We start from the raw sequence: 15517 nt of genomic DNA, 5'->3' as shown, positions 1-15517 counted from the left end.
ATTCGATGCAGAGGTGTTTACAAATGACGAAAAGCAGTGTGTTGGGGTATCCGCGGATCGGTGCGGATCGGGAATGGAAGAAAGCGCTTGAAGCGTTCTGGTCGGGAAAGCTGGAGGAACCGGAGTTTCACCGTCAGCTGCAGGAGATTCGTCTGAATCATTTACGCAAGCAGCAGGAGAAGGGGATCGATCTGATCCCGGTCAATGATTTCAGCTACTACGATCATGTGCTGGATACGGCTGCCATGTTCGGTATCATTCCGAAGCGATTTGATTACGAAGGCGGCGTTGTACCGTTATCGGTCTATTATGGGGTGGCTCGAGGGACGAAGGATGCGGCTGCAAGCGAAATGACCAAATGGTTCAATACGAATTATCACTATATTGTGCCCGAGCTGGATGGGGCGACACTGGTGCTTGCGGAGAATAAACCGCTCATAGCCTATCGGGAAGCGAAGGAACGGCTTGGCATTGAAGGAAAGCCGGTCATCGTGGGGCCGCTCACGTTCCTGAAGCTGTCCAAAGGGTACCGTTCTGAGGAATTAGATGTTTGGCTCAGCCGTTTGCTTCCGCTTTACGTGCAAATGCTTCAGGAGCTGGCACGAGAAGGCGTGCAGTGGGTGCAGATCGACGAACCGATTCTTGTGACGAGCGTAAGCAACGATGATATCCGGCGGTTGAAAACGATCTATACGACGTTTGCCGCATCCGTGCCGGACCTGAACATTATGATGCAAACGTACTTCGAATCGGCAGAGCATTACAGCGACATCGTCGCGCTCCCTGTCAAAGGCATCGGGCTGGATTTCGTCCATGGTCTCTCCGGCAACTTGGCGTCGATTCAAGCATACGGCTTCCCGGCGGACAAAGTGTTAGGTGCGGGAATCGTCGACGGCCGGGGTATCTGGAAAGCGCCGCTTCGCGACAAGCTGTCGCTGCTGCACAAGCTTGCCGAGACGGTATCCCCGGACCGATTGATCGTACAATCATCATGCAGTCTGCTTCACGTCCCGGTGACGGCCAAGTCGGAAACCAAACTCGCACCGGAACTGAGGCATGCGCTCGCGTTCGCCGAGGAGAAGCTCGAAGAGCTTGCGCTGCTGACCAAGGCGCTTACTCATGACGAAATCGCGGTCGCGGACGAGCTGGAGCGGTGCGATCGCGCGCTTCAGGCGCTTAAGCTTTCAAGCGAGCGCAACCGCAGCGACATTCAGCAGGCCGTCTCTGCCGTTAGCGCAGCAGATGCAGGACGCAGCCGCCCGTTTGCCGAGCGTCATCAAGAGCAGCAGAAGCGATGGCAGCTGCCGCTCTTTCCGACGACGACGATCGGCAGCTTCCCGCAAACCGCCGAGGTGCGCAAAGCGCGCCAGCAGTGGCGCAAAAGGGAATGGACGAGCGAACGGTACGCCGCGTTTATCCGGGAGCAAATCGAAGTTTGGATCAAACTGCAGGAAGAAATCGGCTTGGACGTGCTCGTCCACGGCGAATTCGAGCGGACCGATATGGTCGAGTTTTTTGGCGAGAAGCTCGCAGGCTTTGCCTTTACGCAGAACGGCTGGGTGCAGTCATACGGCTCCCGCTGCGTGAAACCGCCGATCATATTCGGAGATGTGGCCTTCGAAGGAGCCATGACCGTTGAAGAGACCAAATATGCGCAGTCGCTGACCGAGCGCCCGGTGAAAGGGATGCTGACCGGCCCGATTACGATCATGAACTGGTCGTTCGTCCGCGAAGACATTTCGCGCGAACAAATCGCCTACCAGCTCGCTTATGCGCTGAGGCAAGAGGTGGAGGCGCTGGAGGGGGCCGGCATCGGCATGATTCAGGTCGACGAGCCGGCGGTTCGCGAAGGGCTGCCGCTCAAACAAGCGGAACAAGCCAATTACTTGGCTTGGGCGGTCAAAGCGTTCCGCATCGCCACATCCACCGTGAAGCCTTCTACGCAAATTCACACGCACATGTGCTACTGCGAGTTCCATGACATGATCGATTCGATCGAGGCGATGGATGCGGACGTGATCTCGATCGAGACCTCACGTAGCCACGGCGAGCTGATTCACAGCTTCGAAACGAGCACTTACAAGCTGGGCATCGGTTTGGGCGTGTACGATATACACAGTCCGCGGGTTCCGCGCGTGGAGGAAATGACCGGCATGATCGATCGCGCCTTGCGCGTGCTCGACCCGAAGCTGTTCTGGATCAATCCGGACTGCGGACTCAAAACGCGCGGATTCGAAGAAACCGTCGCTTCCTTGCGCAACATGGTGGAAGCGACGCAACTCGCTCGCAGAAAGCATGCAGAATGAAAGCTTAAACTTTTTATACCCTGCACTCCCTCTTTGGAAGGAATTCAATGGAAAAAATAGAATTGGATTAACGTCAAGTCAAATTGTACCAACATCCGGAAAAGAGGGAACCGCCTGTGGGAAAAGTAATTGGATTTGAGCTAAATAGCCAAGATAGCGAAAAATCTGTGGAATTTTATTCCAACGTGTTCGGTTGGAAAGTGGCGGAACCGCGTTGGGGCTACCGCGAGGTCGACACCGGAGGAATCAAGGGAGGCATTTCACAAGGACCTCACGATTACCCTCATGGTACTCGCATCCAAATTGAAGTCGATTCGATCGATGTAGCCATTTCTAAAGCTAAGGATTACGGAGCCATGATTGTGCGGGACAAAATGGAGTTCGACGACTTTTACCTCGCCTATTTGGTCGATCCAACGGGACTCGGCATTGGTTTAATTGAAAAGAAGTAATGGTCCGTAGTAGCGAATAAACATGAAGAACGTTAGCGCCAAAAAACGTCGGCAGTCCGGGACTTACATGTCCAGAGGCTGCCGATGTTTTTATATATTTTAGCCGCGGACAACTGCAATAGAAATTACAGCTTCACTTCCGAACCGGTGCGGGCTGATTCGTAAATCGCCGACAAAATCTTGATCATATCCACGCCGGTGTCCGGCGTATTGATCGGTTCGGCGCGCCCTTTGACCACGTCGATAAAATGGTGGAGATGCTTCTCATGGCCTCCGATGTCTTTTGGCAGTCTGGGCGCAATGTCACACAACACCCCTTCGATTTCCGAGAACAGCTTCAGCTCGCCTTTCTTGAAGCTGGCTCCCGCTTTGCTGCCCCGCAGCTCGAGAAAGTTCATTTCCTCCTCGATATTCGAAGCCCAGCTGAATTCGATTTGCAGCGTTGCGCCGTTATCGAAACGGATGAAGCCGGTGGCAAGGTCCTCCACATCGAACGTTCCGTCTTCCCGGCTTTCGCCGAACTGGCTGTGCACGGAATCCGAAACGACGCTTCCGGCAAATTTGCAGTATGTCGCACCGACGACGGATACTGGTCTTGGATTACCCATGAGCCATACGGTCAAATCGATGAAATGCACGCCAAGATCGATGAGCGGGCCGCCGCCGGACAGCTCCTTGGTCGTGAACCAGCCGCCTTTGCCCGGAATGCCGCGCCTGCGAATCCAGCCGCACCGGCCGGTGTACACTTCTCCCATATGGCCGTTCTCGATATACGCTTTCAAAAACTGCGACGCCGGACGAAACCGGTTGTTGCGCATGACCATCAGCGTTTTGCCCGATTGCTTTGCCGCATCGGCCATTTTTTGCGCTTCCTCGGGGTTGACCGCGTCCGGCTTTTCGCAAAATACGTGCTTCCCGGCCTTCAAAGCGGCGACCGCGATTTCGGAGTGAAACAAGTTCGAAGTGGAAATATCGATGATATCGATCTCTTCCATCGCCAGCAGCTCGCGATAATCTTCAAAAACATGCTTTACGTTGTACTGCTCTGCAAGCGTTTCCGCCTTTTCCTTGACGATATCGCATACGGCGTACAGTTCAACCTCGGGATGATCTTTCCAGCCTCGCATATGAACGCCTCTGAATATATTGCCAGTTCCGATCGCGCCAAGCTTTAATTTTTGACCCACAGCAGTTTCGCTCCTTTTCCATACGTCATATGGTCCAATTCCATTGTATTATTCGTGACGCCGCGATCATTCCCTTTTTCATTTATTGCTTTACCAAGTTCTAAAAATGGACGAAAAATGAGCCGGATTTCACGGCGATAGGCAAAATTGCGTACGATACAGCTTCGAATATAATCCGTTTCGGGCTAGCAGCTCCGGGTGGGTGCCGGATTCCACAACCGATCCCCGGTCGAGGACAATGATTTGATCGGCCTTGACGATCGTTGACAGGCGATGCGCGATGACAATCGTGGTGCATTGTTTCATCACCTGTTCAAGCGCCGCCTGCACGAAAGACTCCGATTGCGAGTCCAGTTGAGATGTAGCTTCGTCAAGAACGAGAATATCCGGTTTCTTCAAGATCGCCCGTGCGATACATAACCGCTGCCGCTCGCCTCCCGACAGTTGATAGCCCCTTTCGCCGACTATCGTTTCATAACGCTCAGGCAGCGATTGGATATATTCGTGAATATGCGCTTTTTTGCATGCGTCCTCCAGCTCTTCTTCCGTGGCGTCCAAACGGGAGAACATCACGTTTTCTTTGACGGATGCATGAAATAAATACGAATCCTGCGTTACGAAGGCAAGCCGGCTTCGCAAACTTTCGATCGTCACTTCGCGCAGATCGTAGCCGTCGATGACAATGTTTCCGGATGTCGTGTCATGCAGCCGGGCCAGCAGGTTGATTAAAGTAGACTTCCCGGCGCCGCTAGGACCGACGATGGCGACCAGCTCTCCCGGGCGAGCTTCAAATGAAACGTTGCTCAGCGCAGGTTTATCCGGACTGTAACGAAAAGTAACGTTGTTAAAACGAATTTGTCCTTTCAGTGGAGGCAGGGTACGGGCTGTGATGGATTCGAGTACTTCCGGCTCCATGTCCGCATAGTCGAATAGTTTTTCAAAAACCGCCAGTGAGGCGACCAGGTCCGAATGCAAATTCAGGAGCTGCTGCGTCGGGTTATACAGCCTGCTCAAATAGGCGGAAAAGGCGATAATCCCGCCCACCGTCATCGAACCTTGCATCGCGCTGTAACCCCCGTATACGTAAATGAGGAGCGTGCCGATCGACGGCAGCGCGCCGTTAAACATCGCGATCCAACGGCCGACCAAATTCATCTTGAGGTCGATCCCCGTCGCTTTTTGGCTCAGCTCGAAAAAGGTACCGGCCATCTTCTTCTCCCTGCAATGCATCCGGATTAACAAAGCGCCGGAAATGCCTGTCGTCTCCGCAAGATGCGAAGCGATGTCGGATTTTACTTGCTGGCTTTCGGCCAGTATTCGTTTGCGTATTCGGGCCGTTTTCCGGGCGGGGACAATATAGAAAGGCAGCAGCAATAACGCCAGGCAAGCCAGTTTGAAATCGAGCGTCAATAACAGCAATACGGAGGTCATCCATATCGTTGACTGCGTAACCGCGGTCACGGCGCTTCTGGTGACGACAGTCTGAATCATCTGGATGTCGCCCGTAAACCGCTGGATGACTTCACCGGAACGGGAGCGGGTATAAAACGACATCGACTGCTTTAACAGTCGGGTGTACATATTCATGCGCAAATCGCTCATGATCTTTTGTCCGACGATGTTCTCCAAATGGTGTTGAAGTACGTCCAGCAGTCCCGATAACAAGTTAACGAATAAAATTCCGCCGCCCAGCAGCAGCAGCAATGCAACCTTTTTCTCCGGAACGGCAACATCGATGATCGATTTCATCAGCAGAGGGGGAATGAGCGAGATCAGCGATCCTGCGATAGCGATGGTAGTAATCCAGACGGCACGCATCCTGTAAGGGGCAAACAGTGCGAAAACCCGGCGCAGCGTTACCTTCTTTTCTTTGTCGTTTGACGGCGTTGCCTTTGCTTTGTTCATCGCTCGCACCTCTTTGCATCATTGTCCATGAACGGATCAGTGATCGGCTCGTTTCCGGATGTTCACTCTCCATTTCCGTGCCGTTTGTATTGCCAAAATATCATGGGGTGTATGGAAAACCAAGCAAACAGCGGTTGCTCCAAACGACAAAATACAAATAAATCGGATAAAAGTGTAAACGACAATGCAAAAACTGTGATAAAACGTCTAAAGATTGTGTAAAGGGTTCGGGTTACGATGATGTCAATACATGTTGGAGGAATGAGAAATGGACCACAGCCCGATCCGTCCTCAAGAAGAATCTGCAGAAATGAGTGAAGAAAAGGGACAAAACGACAGTGTGAAAAAAACGGGCGTTTCCAGAAGGGAAATGCTCAAATACGCCGGAGCCGTCGGGGCGCTGGGACTGACCGCGCTTGGCTTGGACAAGATCACGCGGGCTTCTTATACGAAAGACGGCAACTTCAACGGGGCCGTATATGGCCCAGACGGGAATCCGAATCCGGCGCTGAACCGGATTTGCATAACACCCCGGACGATCGCTGAGATCCGGAGCTTTTCCGCCGTTCCGAAGCCGGGAACCGTTTTTTATGTGTCGGACCGGGGGCAAGAAGGTCATTTTCTGTACGACGAAACGGATACCGTCACAAGAGACAATACCGGCCTCGTGCTTGTAACGAGTTCGGGTGCGCGTTTCAAGCGTCTGATCGAAAACAACCTTGCAAGCGTTACCTGGTTCGGGGCGAAGGGAGACGGCGTACAGGACGATCTGGATGCGATTCAACTTGCCATCGATGCGGTCGCTCAGCTGCCGGGCGGGAACGGGGGGACGGTGTTTTTCCCGCGGGGCGTTTATATCATTGCGCCGACGAAGGAGAAGTGCATTCTGCTTCGCAGCTTCGTCAAGCTGACGGGGGAAGGCCGCTCGTCGGTCATTAAAGTGAAGGATAATGCCGGAGACTACTTCCGCATCTTCGGGAGTTTGTTCAATCCGGCCGTTGAGCACGTGACGATCAGCCATCTCCGGATTGACCAGAATGCGCGCAACAATCTGAGCTGCAATATCGATTCCTCGCTTAAAAATATTTACCAGTTTGTCGTCGGTCTGTACAACTACCGCCATATTCAAATCGATTCCGTCATTTTTGACGAAACGTGCGGCGTCAACACGATCACCTTGAATAACGATAACGGGGAGTACGCCTCCATTACGAACTGTACGTTCCGTTTCGTACGCGGGAAAGGCGACCCGGATTACGACAATTCCGCCATTTATGTGAACGGCCGCTATCACACCGTATCCGGGTGCTTCTTCTATTGCGATCCGAAGGAAAAAGGAAGGGGGGCCATCGAGACGCATACGGGCCAAAGCGTCATTGCGAACAACGTGTCCGACGGCTACTTTACCGGCGTTAACCTCCAATCGAGCGCAACGAGCGGAACGCACTGCGACATGACGATTACGGGCAACACGTTCACGAACGCAAACCAAGGCATCCAGCTGTGGCCATATAAGAATGTTCCGATTCACAATGTAACGATCAGCGGGAACACGATCAGCTTGAAAAATCTTACGCATTTGCGATCGTTAACGACGGGAATTTCGACGGCCGGAGGTTCAGCGGAAACAGGCGCTTTTGAAAATATAACGATTACGGGAAACACGATCATCTTCGAAGAAGAGTTCACCAGAAGATCGAACTTGGGCGTGAATGCGTTCGGCATCGGCTTTGCGCGCGAAAATGCGGTCAAAAACATCGTGATCAGCGACAATCTCATTCAGAACGCCCCGGTCACCGGCATACGCATCGGTTATTTGGATAAAGCGAAAAGCTACGCGGAGAACATTAAAATTACCGGCAATATGATCGTGGGTGCGGGCCACTATCCCGCATCCTCCGAGCTTTACCGCGCAGCCATACTGCTGCGGGGGACGGTCGTTAACGCGCAGGTAACGGATAATTTCATTTCCGATGCGTACGATCAGCCGAAAGGTTTGTTCTCAATACGTGTGCACGACTCGGACGGATCGTATACGAACGTACAGGTCGGCAATAACCTGATATCTACCAAGCAAGGCGGTTTGTGGTTGAGCCTCGGGGCATCGGTGCAGAACAGCCAGGCGGGACCGCCGGTGAAAATGACGGGCGTATTTCCGCCGGTTCGCGACACGTTTCATGAAGGCGATATCGTCTTTTACAACGGTTCCTCACCGGCTCCCGGCAAAACGACGGCAGCCTACGTGGTGACCAAGAAAGGCACCGCCGGCACGCTGAGCGGAATTCGAGCGGTCACGTTTACGACGGATGCCAAAGACGAAGTCGAGGTGAACGACGCAGCGGCGCTTGAAACGGAACAGTGGGTGCTGGTCGGCGGACAAAGCCGAAAAATTGTACGCATATCGGGGAACCTGGTGCGGCTGAACAGCGCTATCGCCACCGTAGCTTTGCCTGCCGCCGTCGCTTGGGAGGCGCCAAGCTTCGCGCCGTTCGGTAAGATCGGCAAGCTGGCGCCGATCGAAGATACGGCCGAAGGGACGCTTGCCGATCTGGAGCAGGAACTGAACAAAGTAAAACAGGCGCTGCGCGATTACGGCGTGCTGTCAGCGCAATAGACTGGGGGAGAACCACAGATGGAGAACGAGAAGTATCCATTCGGCATTCTGGAATGCCGTCACGGCCATATCGCCATGTTTATTGAAGAAATGATGGCGCTCGGCCATCCATGCGTCGGCATATGGGAACCGGAGCAGCCGCAGCTGGCCAAAACGTTAAGCAGCAAATTCGGCGTGCCGCTGCTGGAGGAGGAAGCGCCGTTATGGGAATCGGCGGTTCGGGTCATCGGAACGTCCGCCGTCAATAACCGCAAAATCGGCATTATCGAACGGTGCGAGCAGCACGGCAAGCACGTCATGGCCGATAAGCCTGCCGTTACCGACCGGGCGCAGCTGAAGCGTCTGGAAGCGATCGTCCGGCGGGGGCGCATTCAAGTCGGGATGCTGCTCACCGAACGGTTCCGCCCGTCGATCCTGAAGCTGAAAAGCGAAATCGACGAAGGACGCCTCGGGCGAATTGCAAGCATTACGATGCGCAAGCCGCACCGTCTCGCGCCGAAAACGCGCGAGGCCTGGCATTTTCATAAAGAGCAAAACGGCGGTATTATCATCGACTTGTTTATTCATGACGTCGACCTCGTCCGGTATTTGACCGGACAGGATATTGCAAGCCAGCACAGCGTCATGACGAAGCTCGGGCAGCCGGAGCATCCGGATTTTTACGATGCGGCCGGCATGCAGCTGCTCCTGAGCGGCGGCACGATGGCGCAGCTGTATGCGGATTGGCATACGCCGGATCAGAGCTGGACCTGGGGGGACTTGCGAATATTCGTTACCGGGACGGAAGGGACCGCCGAGCTTCGTTTGAACGGGGACCCGGCCGTCGTGAAGGAGGAGCTGTATTTCCAGGTGACGAACGGGGCGCCCTTTGCAAGAGTGGAGCCGGACGTACCGGCGCAGCAGGCGAGCATAACCGGCGACTTTTTGCGGCGGCTCGCCGGTGGACAATCCGCGCTGACGCATTACGACCTGCTCGCGGCGAGCGAAGCGGTAATTAAGGCGGATGAGCAAGCTGAATTGTTCGGCTTGGAGCAATCGCACAAATCGTAAACATGGGGGAATCAAAGAGATGGCTGGCAACAACAAAATTCGATTCGCGATCGTAGGGTGCGGGGCTATATCGTCCGCTCATTTTACCGGCATTGAGCGGGCGGAGGAAGCGGAGCTGGTCGCCGTATGCGATGCGGATCCGAACCGGGCGGAGCAGCACGCCCAGCGGTATAACGTTCGGAAATATACCGACTACGGGAAGCTTCTTGCCGACCCGGATGTCGATGTCGTATGCCTGGCGACGCCGAGCGGCGTGCATCCGCAGCAAACGATCATGGCGGCGCAAGCCGGCAAGCATATCGTCTGCGAGAAGCCGATCGCCATTCGGCTGGACGACGTGGAGCGGATGATTTCGGCATGTGCCGAGGCCGGCGTTCAGCTGGCTACGATTTTCCCGAGACGGGTATCGCCGGCGGCTATCTACGTGAAGCGGCTGCTAGACGATGGCAAGCTCGGCAAGCTGAGCCTGTGCTCGGGTTACGTCAAGTTTTACAGGTCCCAAGCGTATTACGACAGCGCCGGCTGGCGCGGAACCTGGGCGATGGACGGCGGGGGAGCGATGATGAATCAGGGCATTCATACGATTGACCTGCTGCAGTGGCTAGCCGGACCGGTCCGATCGCTCTTCGGTTACGCCCGTCCCGTGCTGCGCAATATTGAAGTGGAAGATACGGCCGTCGTCAGCCTGCAGTTCCAAAGCGGTGCGCTCGGCTCCATCGAAGCGACGACGACGGCTCACAAGCAGCCCGATCACCGGATCATCATCCACGGTGACCGCGGAACGGTCGAATTGACCGGCGACGAAGTGACGGCGCTGGCCATCGACGGGGAGCAGCTTGAACTCCCGCAGTTTGCTCCGTTCCAGGTTGTTCCGGACGGGCATGCCGTGCTCATTCGGGATATGGCGCTGGCTATCCGCGATCGCCGCCGGCCGATGATTACGGGTGAGGACGGCAGGCACGCGCTGGAGATCATTCTCGGCACCTACGAGTCTGAACGTTCCGGGCAGCCCGTTCGCTTCTAACCGGGAATGTTTCGGCTGAAGCCGCGCGAAAGCATTTTGCCGTATTCCGAAGGGGTCATCCCGGTCGTTTTCTTGAACTGCCGCGAGAAGTAATGCACGCTGCTGTAGCCGAGCAGCTCTGCGATTTCCGTCAAGTTGTATTCCTCCTCGCGGATGAACGTTTTGGCTTTATCGATTTTGACGCGGTTCATGTATTCGATGACGCCGCAGCCGACGCCCGACTTGAACAATATGCTGAGCTGCGTGCGGCCGATGCCGAATCGGCTGCACAGCTGCTCCAGCGTCGGATTTTGCGCCACATAACGCTCCATATAAGCAATGACCTGATCTAAAGTGGACGCTTGCGGATGATCCGTCGATGCCGGCGCCTGAGGCACGATCGGTTTAATATCCGTATGAGCGTAGCCTTCACGAATCAGCTCGATCAGTAAAATCTCCAGATAATTGACAAACAATTGTTCGCTTCCGAATGGCGCATTCGCTCTCGGATGCAGCCTCGCTTTGCTCCCTTTCGGACCCGGTCCGAAAGCGTTTACGCTTTCCTGCATAATTTGCTTCAGCAAGGATCTCTGCATATCGTTCAAGTGGAAAAGTTTGGTCGTTTGGAAAAATTGGATCGCCGGCTGGGCGCACTCGAAGGTAATGACGAATACGTTGGGAGCGATTTTCCCGTTGCTCTTCGCGTTATGAAATTCATTCGGCTCGTGAAAGAGCAGGTCACCCTGCTTCAAATGGAAATGACCGCAATCGGTATCGATCAGAATCTCGCCTTTGTCGACGTAGAACAGCTCCCAGAAATCGTGCTTTTCACCGTGATACAAGTAATTTTTGGCCAACTCGAAGTAATAGCACGTAATTAATTTCTCGATCACGATGGACGGCGTAACGGCGTAACGGGGAAAATCCATTCATGACCACCCTTTCCATAAAAATATGTATTTGTTTTCGACAAGGATGCGCTAATTCCTGTGTGATTCATTTTGAAATTTTAATATTTCGTAAAAAATGGGGAGGAATGAACCGATGCTGAACGTCGGTCTTGTCGGAATCGGCTATATGGGCCGGATGCATCTGCGCAACTACATGCGCCTGACGCAAGAAGGGTATCCGGTCCGAGTGACGGCGATTTGCGATAAAGATGTCAAGAAGTTTCAAGGCGTGTTTGCCGAAGGGGATGTGAAGCTTCCGGGTACCGATATCGATTTCCGTCCGTACCAGTTGTACTCCGATATGGAGGAGATGCTGGACAAGGAACGGCTCGACGTCATCGACCTGACGCTGCCTACGTTTTTGCACGCGCCTCTGACCGTCGCCGCGCTCGGCAAAGGCGTTCACGTCCTGTGCGAAAAGCCGATGGCGCAGGATGCGGAGGAAGCGAGAACCATGGTGGAGGCGGCAAAACAATCCGGGGCCAAGCTGATGATCGCGCAGGTGCTGCGATTTTGGCCTGAATACGAGTACTTGAAGGAAACCGTCGACAGCGGGCGATACGGGCGCGTCATTTCCGCTTCCTTTTTCCGGGGCGGCACGCCGACGAAGCATACGTATGAAAATTGGATGCTGCGGTCCGCAACGAGCGGCGGCGGGCTTCTGGATATGCATATTCACGATATCGATATGGTGTACTGGCTGTTCGGCAAGCCGGACGCGGTATCTACGCTGTCGATCGACGTGCTGGATGAGTGTTCGTTCGATGCGATGTCCACCAATTATTTTTATTCGGATTCGAAGGTCGTCAACTCGCAGGTCGACCGGGTCATGTGCGGCGAATTCGGGTTCCAAATGAGCTACCGCGTCAATTTTGAACGGGGAACGCTTGTATACGAAAAAAGAGAGCTCCGCGATTATCCGCATAACGGCAAAGCCTTCGTGCCCGAGCTGTCCAAAGATTCCGGGTATTACCGGGAAATCAAATATTTCCTTGAAGCGGTTCGGTCGGGCTCGCCGGTGGAGCGTGCATTGCCGGAGCATACGCTGGATTCGCTGCTTCTCGCGGAAGCGCAAAGACATTCAGCGCTGCAGCGCGGCGCCGTAGTGACGATTGCGTGAGCAGGCAATAAACTATATCGAATTGGGGATGGTTCAAATGGTAAAGACAAAGATTACAAGGAATGTCACGTTGTCGGCCGCATTGTCCTTAACGATGCTGTCGGGCTGCGCGGGCGGTTCCAGCGGAGCTGCGCCTGGAGCAGATCCGGGGGATCATGCGAAAAAATCGGATAAACCGGCGGAGCTCGTATTTTATTCGTCCAACGGCGACCCGGCGGAGAGCTTCAACTATCGTTTCGGCGATTCCCTGCGCAAAAAATTCCCGAACTATACGTTCAAGTATATCCAAAGTGCCAAAGGATCAACGCTTCCTGAGCTGATCACGGCCGGTACGAAGTTCGATATTTTCTTCATCTCGACAGGCAACTATGAACAGATGATGCTTGATAATAACTTGCAGATCGATATGGACCCGCTCGCCAAAAAGCATAACGTCGACTTAAGCCGGCTCGAACCGACGGTCGTCGAATCGATCAGGCAGTCGTCGGGCGGTAAACTGTACGGCATTCCGGTACACACGAACAATATGGTGCTGTACTATAACAAAGCGATTTTCGATAAGTTCGGCGTACCGTATCCGAAAGACGGCATGACATGGGACGAAACGCTGGCTACGGCCAAAAAGTTGACGATGATCGACAACGGCGTGCAATACATGGGCTTTTCGACTTCGCCCAACCATATTCTTCGGATGAACCAGCTTTCCATCCCGAATGCGGACTTGGCGACCAACGCGCCGACCATCAATAAGGACGAGCGCTGGAAAACATTTTTCCAAACTGTGTTCCAGGAACCTTATCAGGACTTGGGGTATCAGAAGCGAATTGCCGAAATGAAGAAGATCGCCGACTTCAACGTATTCATGAAAGATCAGACGCTGGCGATGTACGCTTATTTGTCCAGTCTCGTCTACGTGCTGCCGGAAGATTTGAAGAAAATGAATTGGGATATGGTGACGCTGCCTACGTTCAAAGATAAGCCGGGGATCGGTTCGCAATCGTACCCGTTCTACTTCGGCATTACCCGGTTGTCGCAAAATCAGGACGAGGCGATGGAAGTGCTGAAGTATATGATCTCCGACGAATTCCAGACCGAGCTGGCAAAGAAAGGCATTATGCCGGTGCTGAAAAACGAATCCGTCCAAAAGCAGCTGGGCCAAGATTCGCCGTTCAAGGATAAAAACTTCAAAGCGGTATTCCTGAACAAATTCGCGCCGATTCCGCCGAAAGCGCCGTACGATGCAACCCTTGTCACCAACTATGCCAAGTACGCGGATCAGTTGATGAAGCAAGGGGCGGACATTAACACGGCGCTGCGCAAAGCGGAGGAAGATTCGGTAAAAACCATTGAAACCTATATAAAGAGCAAATGATACTACCATACCGGCTGCCGGGAAGCAGCCGGTATTTTTTTGCCGCAATGGTCCGGAGGACGATTTATTTAACGATCTGAACAGCCTGCTATGAAACATTTCTCTTATTTTCATCGTCTAATCGTTTGGTAGAACATGTGTTTCATCAGAATGAAAGATAGAAGAAAACGATCGGGTTGAAGGGGGCGCCGCGTGTTCATAGAATAGATTGTACCGAGAAACAAGGAATTCAAACATGCGCATCGAATAATTAATAAATATACGGCGGTTTTCTTTGACAAATTTCGATAAGGCAGCCTAGGGACGATGTTCTATGTGTTCGCGAACCGATGTCTGCGGCACCGACACGAAGGGATAGGATACGGGTGGCGCGGTCCGGATTCTGGCATCCAGGCTTCGGGAGTTATCGGCTGGGAACGGTGCGCTGCATAAATAGCAAGAGCCGTCCTGCAAAAAATGCAGAAAGGCTCTTGTATAATAAATTAAGTTATGGTAGAATTTCAAACGCACATATTTTTTGGCTAGCCACTTCATATAATATCATGTCAGTGAATATTTGTCAAGTGGAAATCAGGTTATCATAAGAACAAACAGTGATTGCCGCTCATTGTTTACAAATAAAAGGGGGTTGCTACGGTGAATGATCAAGAGCACGATAAGCTTCAGGCCCAGGACGATCTGATTTTGCCGCCAGGGATTGCAACGAACGATCCCGTACGCATGTACTTGAAGGAAATCGGCCGCGTTCAGCTGCTTACCGCAGAGGACGAGATTGATTTGGCGAAGCGGATCGCGGAAGGGGACGAGGAGGCGAAACGCAGATTGGCCGAAGCGAATTTGCGGCTTGTTGTGAGCATCGCCAGAAGGTATGTCGGCCGCGGCATGCTGTTCCTGGATTTGATTCAGGAAGGCAATATGGGGCTGATCAAAGCGGCCGAAAAGTTCGACCATACGAAGGGCTTTAAATTCAGCACCTACGCAACTTGGTGGATTCGTCAAGCCATTACCCGCGCCATCGCCGATCAAGCGAGAACGATTCGGATACCCGTACATATGGTGGAGACCATCAACAAATTCGTACGGGTAACCAGACAGCTGGTACAGGAGCTTGGGCGCGAGCCTTCGCTAGAAGAAATTGCTAAAGAGATGGAGCTCAGTCAGGAGAAAGTTAGGGAAATTATGAAAATCGCGCAGGAGCCGGTTTCTCTCGAGACGCCGATCGGAGAGGAGAACGATTCGAATTTAGGCGATTTTATCGAGGATCACGAAGCGTTGGCTCCAGCGGACGCCGCGGCTTACGAGATGCTGAAAGAGCAAATCGAGGATGTGCTCGACACGCTTACGGAGCGGGAGGAGAATGTGCTGCGTCTTCGTTTCGGACTTGACGACGGCCGGACGCGCACGCTGGAAGAAGTAGGGAAAGTATTCGGCGTTACCCGCGAACGGATTCGCCAGATTGAGGCAAAGGCGCTTCGCAAGCTGAGACATCCGAGCCGGAGCAAGCGGCTGAAAGATTTCATGGATTAACAACCGCACGGACCGCAGGAGCGGAGCGAAA

The 15517-nt window shown here is 53.5% G+C and carries 11 protein-coding genes; 8 read left to right on the top strand and 3 right to left on the bottom strand.

The window, feature by feature from the left end:
* Positions 1 to 23 precede the first annotated feature (23 nt).
* Together metE and ACFQI7_RS02960 are read left to right on the top strand one after the other, a co-directional pair.
* Positions 24 to 2306 carry a 5-methyltetrahydropteroyltriglutamate--homocysteine S-methyltransferase gene (gene metE, locus ACFQI7_RS02965; RefSeq protein WP_218096908.1) on the top strand — a complete coding sequence of 761 codons (2283 nt, stop codon included), beginning with the start codon at positions 24 to 26 and terminating at the stop codon, positions 2304 to 2306.
* 116 nt (positions 2307 to 2422) lie between these two features.
* Positions 2423 to 2758 (top strand): VOC family protein, encoded by a 336-nt coding sequence (locus ACFQI7_RS02960; protein ID WP_218096907.1) that lies wholly within the window; start codon positions 2423 to 2425, stop codon positions 2756 to 2758.
* A gap of 125 nt (positions 2759 to 2883) precedes the next feature.
* On the opposite strand, the gene ACFQI7_RS02955 is transcribed toward ACFQI7_RS02960, so the two are convergent.
* A complete protein-coding gene (locus ACFQI7_RS02955) occupies positions 2884 to 3945 on the bottom strand; it encodes a Gfo/Idh/MocA family protein (protein WP_218096906.1) in 1062 nt (353 codons plus the stop codon).
* Positions 3946 to 4074: 129 nt separating this feature from the next.
* Positions 4075 to 5850 (bottom strand): ABC transporter ATP-binding protein, encoded by a 1776-nt coding sequence (locus ACFQI7_RS02950; protein WP_218096905.1) that lies wholly within the window; start codon positions 5848 to 5850, stop codon positions 4075 to 4077.
* Between the two features lie 268 nt (positions 5851 to 6118).
* Between ACFQI7_RS02950 and ACFQI7_RS02945 the strand changes: the two genes are divergently transcribed.
* Genes ACFQI7_RS02945 through ACFQI7_RS02935 form a run of 3 tightly spaced genes read left to right on the top strand, consistent with a single transcriptional unit; the run spans position 6119 to position 10538 of the window.
* Positions 6119 to 8464: a glycosyl hydrolase family 28-related protein gene (locus ACFQI7_RS02945; protein WP_218096904.1), complete on the top strand. Its 2346-nt coding sequence runs from the start codon at positions 6119 to 6121 to the stop codon at positions 8462 to 8464.
* An 18-nt stretch (positions 8465 to 8482) separates the two neighbouring features.
* On the top strand, positions 8483 to 9514 hold the full coding sequence (locus ACFQI7_RS02940) for a Gfo/Idh/MocA family protein (RefSeq protein WP_218096903.1): 1032 nt from the start codon (positions 8483 to 8485) through the stop codon (positions 9512 to 9514).
* 19 nt (positions 9515 to 9533) lie between these two features.
* Complete coding sequence (locus tag ACFQI7_RS02935; RefSeq protein WP_218096902.1) at positions 9534 to 10538, top strand: Gfo/Idh/MocA family protein; 1005 nt, start codon at positions 9534 to 9536, stop codon at positions 10536 to 10538.
* Here the strand turns inward: ACFQI7_RS02935 and ACFQI7_RS02930 are convergent.
* Positions 10535 to 11446, bottom strand: a complete 912-nt coding sequence (locus ACFQI7_RS02930; protein ID WP_218096901.1) for an AraC family transcriptional regulator — start codon at positions 11444 to 11446, stop codon at positions 10535 to 10537. The two genes, ACFQI7_RS02935 and ACFQI7_RS02930, sit on opposite strands and share 4 nt — an antisense overlap.
* A 115-nt stretch (positions 11447 to 11561) precedes the next feature.
* On the opposite strand from ACFQI7_RS02930, the gene ACFQI7_RS02925 reads away from it, so the two are divergent.
* The 3 genes from ACFQI7_RS02925 to rpoD all read left to right on the top strand — a co-directional run bounded on the left by ACFQI7_RS02925 (position 11562) and on the right by rpoD (position 15486).
* Positions 11562 to 12587, top strand: coding sequence for a Gfo/Idh/MocA family protein (locus ACFQI7_RS02925; protein ID WP_218096900.1), 1026 nt, complete (start codon positions 11562 to 11564; stop codon positions 12585 to 12587).
* Between the two features lie 37 nt (positions 12588 to 12624).
* Positions 12625 to 13959, top strand: coding sequence for an ABC transporter substrate-binding protein (locus ACFQI7_RS02920; RefSeq protein ID WP_218096899.1), 1335 nt, complete (start codon positions 12625 to 12627; stop codon positions 13957 to 13959).
* A 636-nt stretch (positions 13960 to 14595) separates the two neighbouring features.
* Complete coding sequence (rpoD, locus tag ACFQI7_RS02915) at positions 14596 to 15486, top strand: RNA polymerase sigma factor RpoD (protein WP_218096898.1); 891 nt, start codon at positions 14596 to 14598, stop codon at positions 15484 to 15486.
* The last annotated feature ends 31 nt before the right edge of the window (positions 15487 to 15517 follow it).

The sequence above is a fragment of the Paenibacillus allorhizosphaerae genome (genome assembly GCF_042659105.1).
Classification (GTDB): domain Bacteria; phylum Bacillota; class Bacilli; order Paenibacillales; family NBRC-103111; genus Paenibacillus_G; species Paenibacillus_G allorhizosphaerae.
This window is presented reverse-complemented; position numbering and strand designations above follow the sequence as displayed.

Excerpts from the sequence above, each read along its gene's own strand:
- metE (WP_218096908.1), top strand. The coding sequence starts at position 24 with ATGACGAAAAGCAGTGTGTTGGGGTATCCGCGGATCGGTGCGGATCGG.
- ACFQI7_RS02935 (WP_218096902.1), top strand. The coding sequence starts at position 9,534 with ATGGCTGGCAACAACAAAATTCGATTCGCGATCGTAGGGTGCGGGGCT.
- ACFQI7_RS02925 (WP_218096900.1), top strand. The coding sequence starts at position 11,562 with ATGCTGAACGTCGGTCTTGTCGGAATCGGCTATATGGGCCGGATGCAT.
- ACFQI7_RS02950 (WP_218096905.1), bottom strand. The coding sequence starts at position 5,850 with ATGAACAAAGCAAAGGCAACGCCGTCAAACGACAAAGAAAAGAAGGTA.
- ACFQI7_RS02930 (WP_218096901.1), bottom strand. The coding sequence starts at position 11,446 with ATGGATTTTCCCCGTTACGCCGTTACGCCGTCCATCGTGATCGAGAAA.
- ACFQI7_RS02920 (WP_218096899.1), top strand. The coding sequence starts at position 12,625 with ATGGTAAAGACAAAGATTACAAGGAATGTCACGTTGTCGGCCGCATTG.
- ACFQI7_RS02945 (WP_218096904.1), top strand. The coding sequence starts at position 6,119 with ATGGACCACAGCCCGATCCGTCCTCAAGAAGAATCTGCAGAAATGAGT.
- ACFQI7_RS02940 (WP_218096903.1), top strand. The coding sequence starts at position 8,483 with ATGGAGAACGAGAAGTATCCATTCGGCATTCTGGAATGCCGTCACGGC.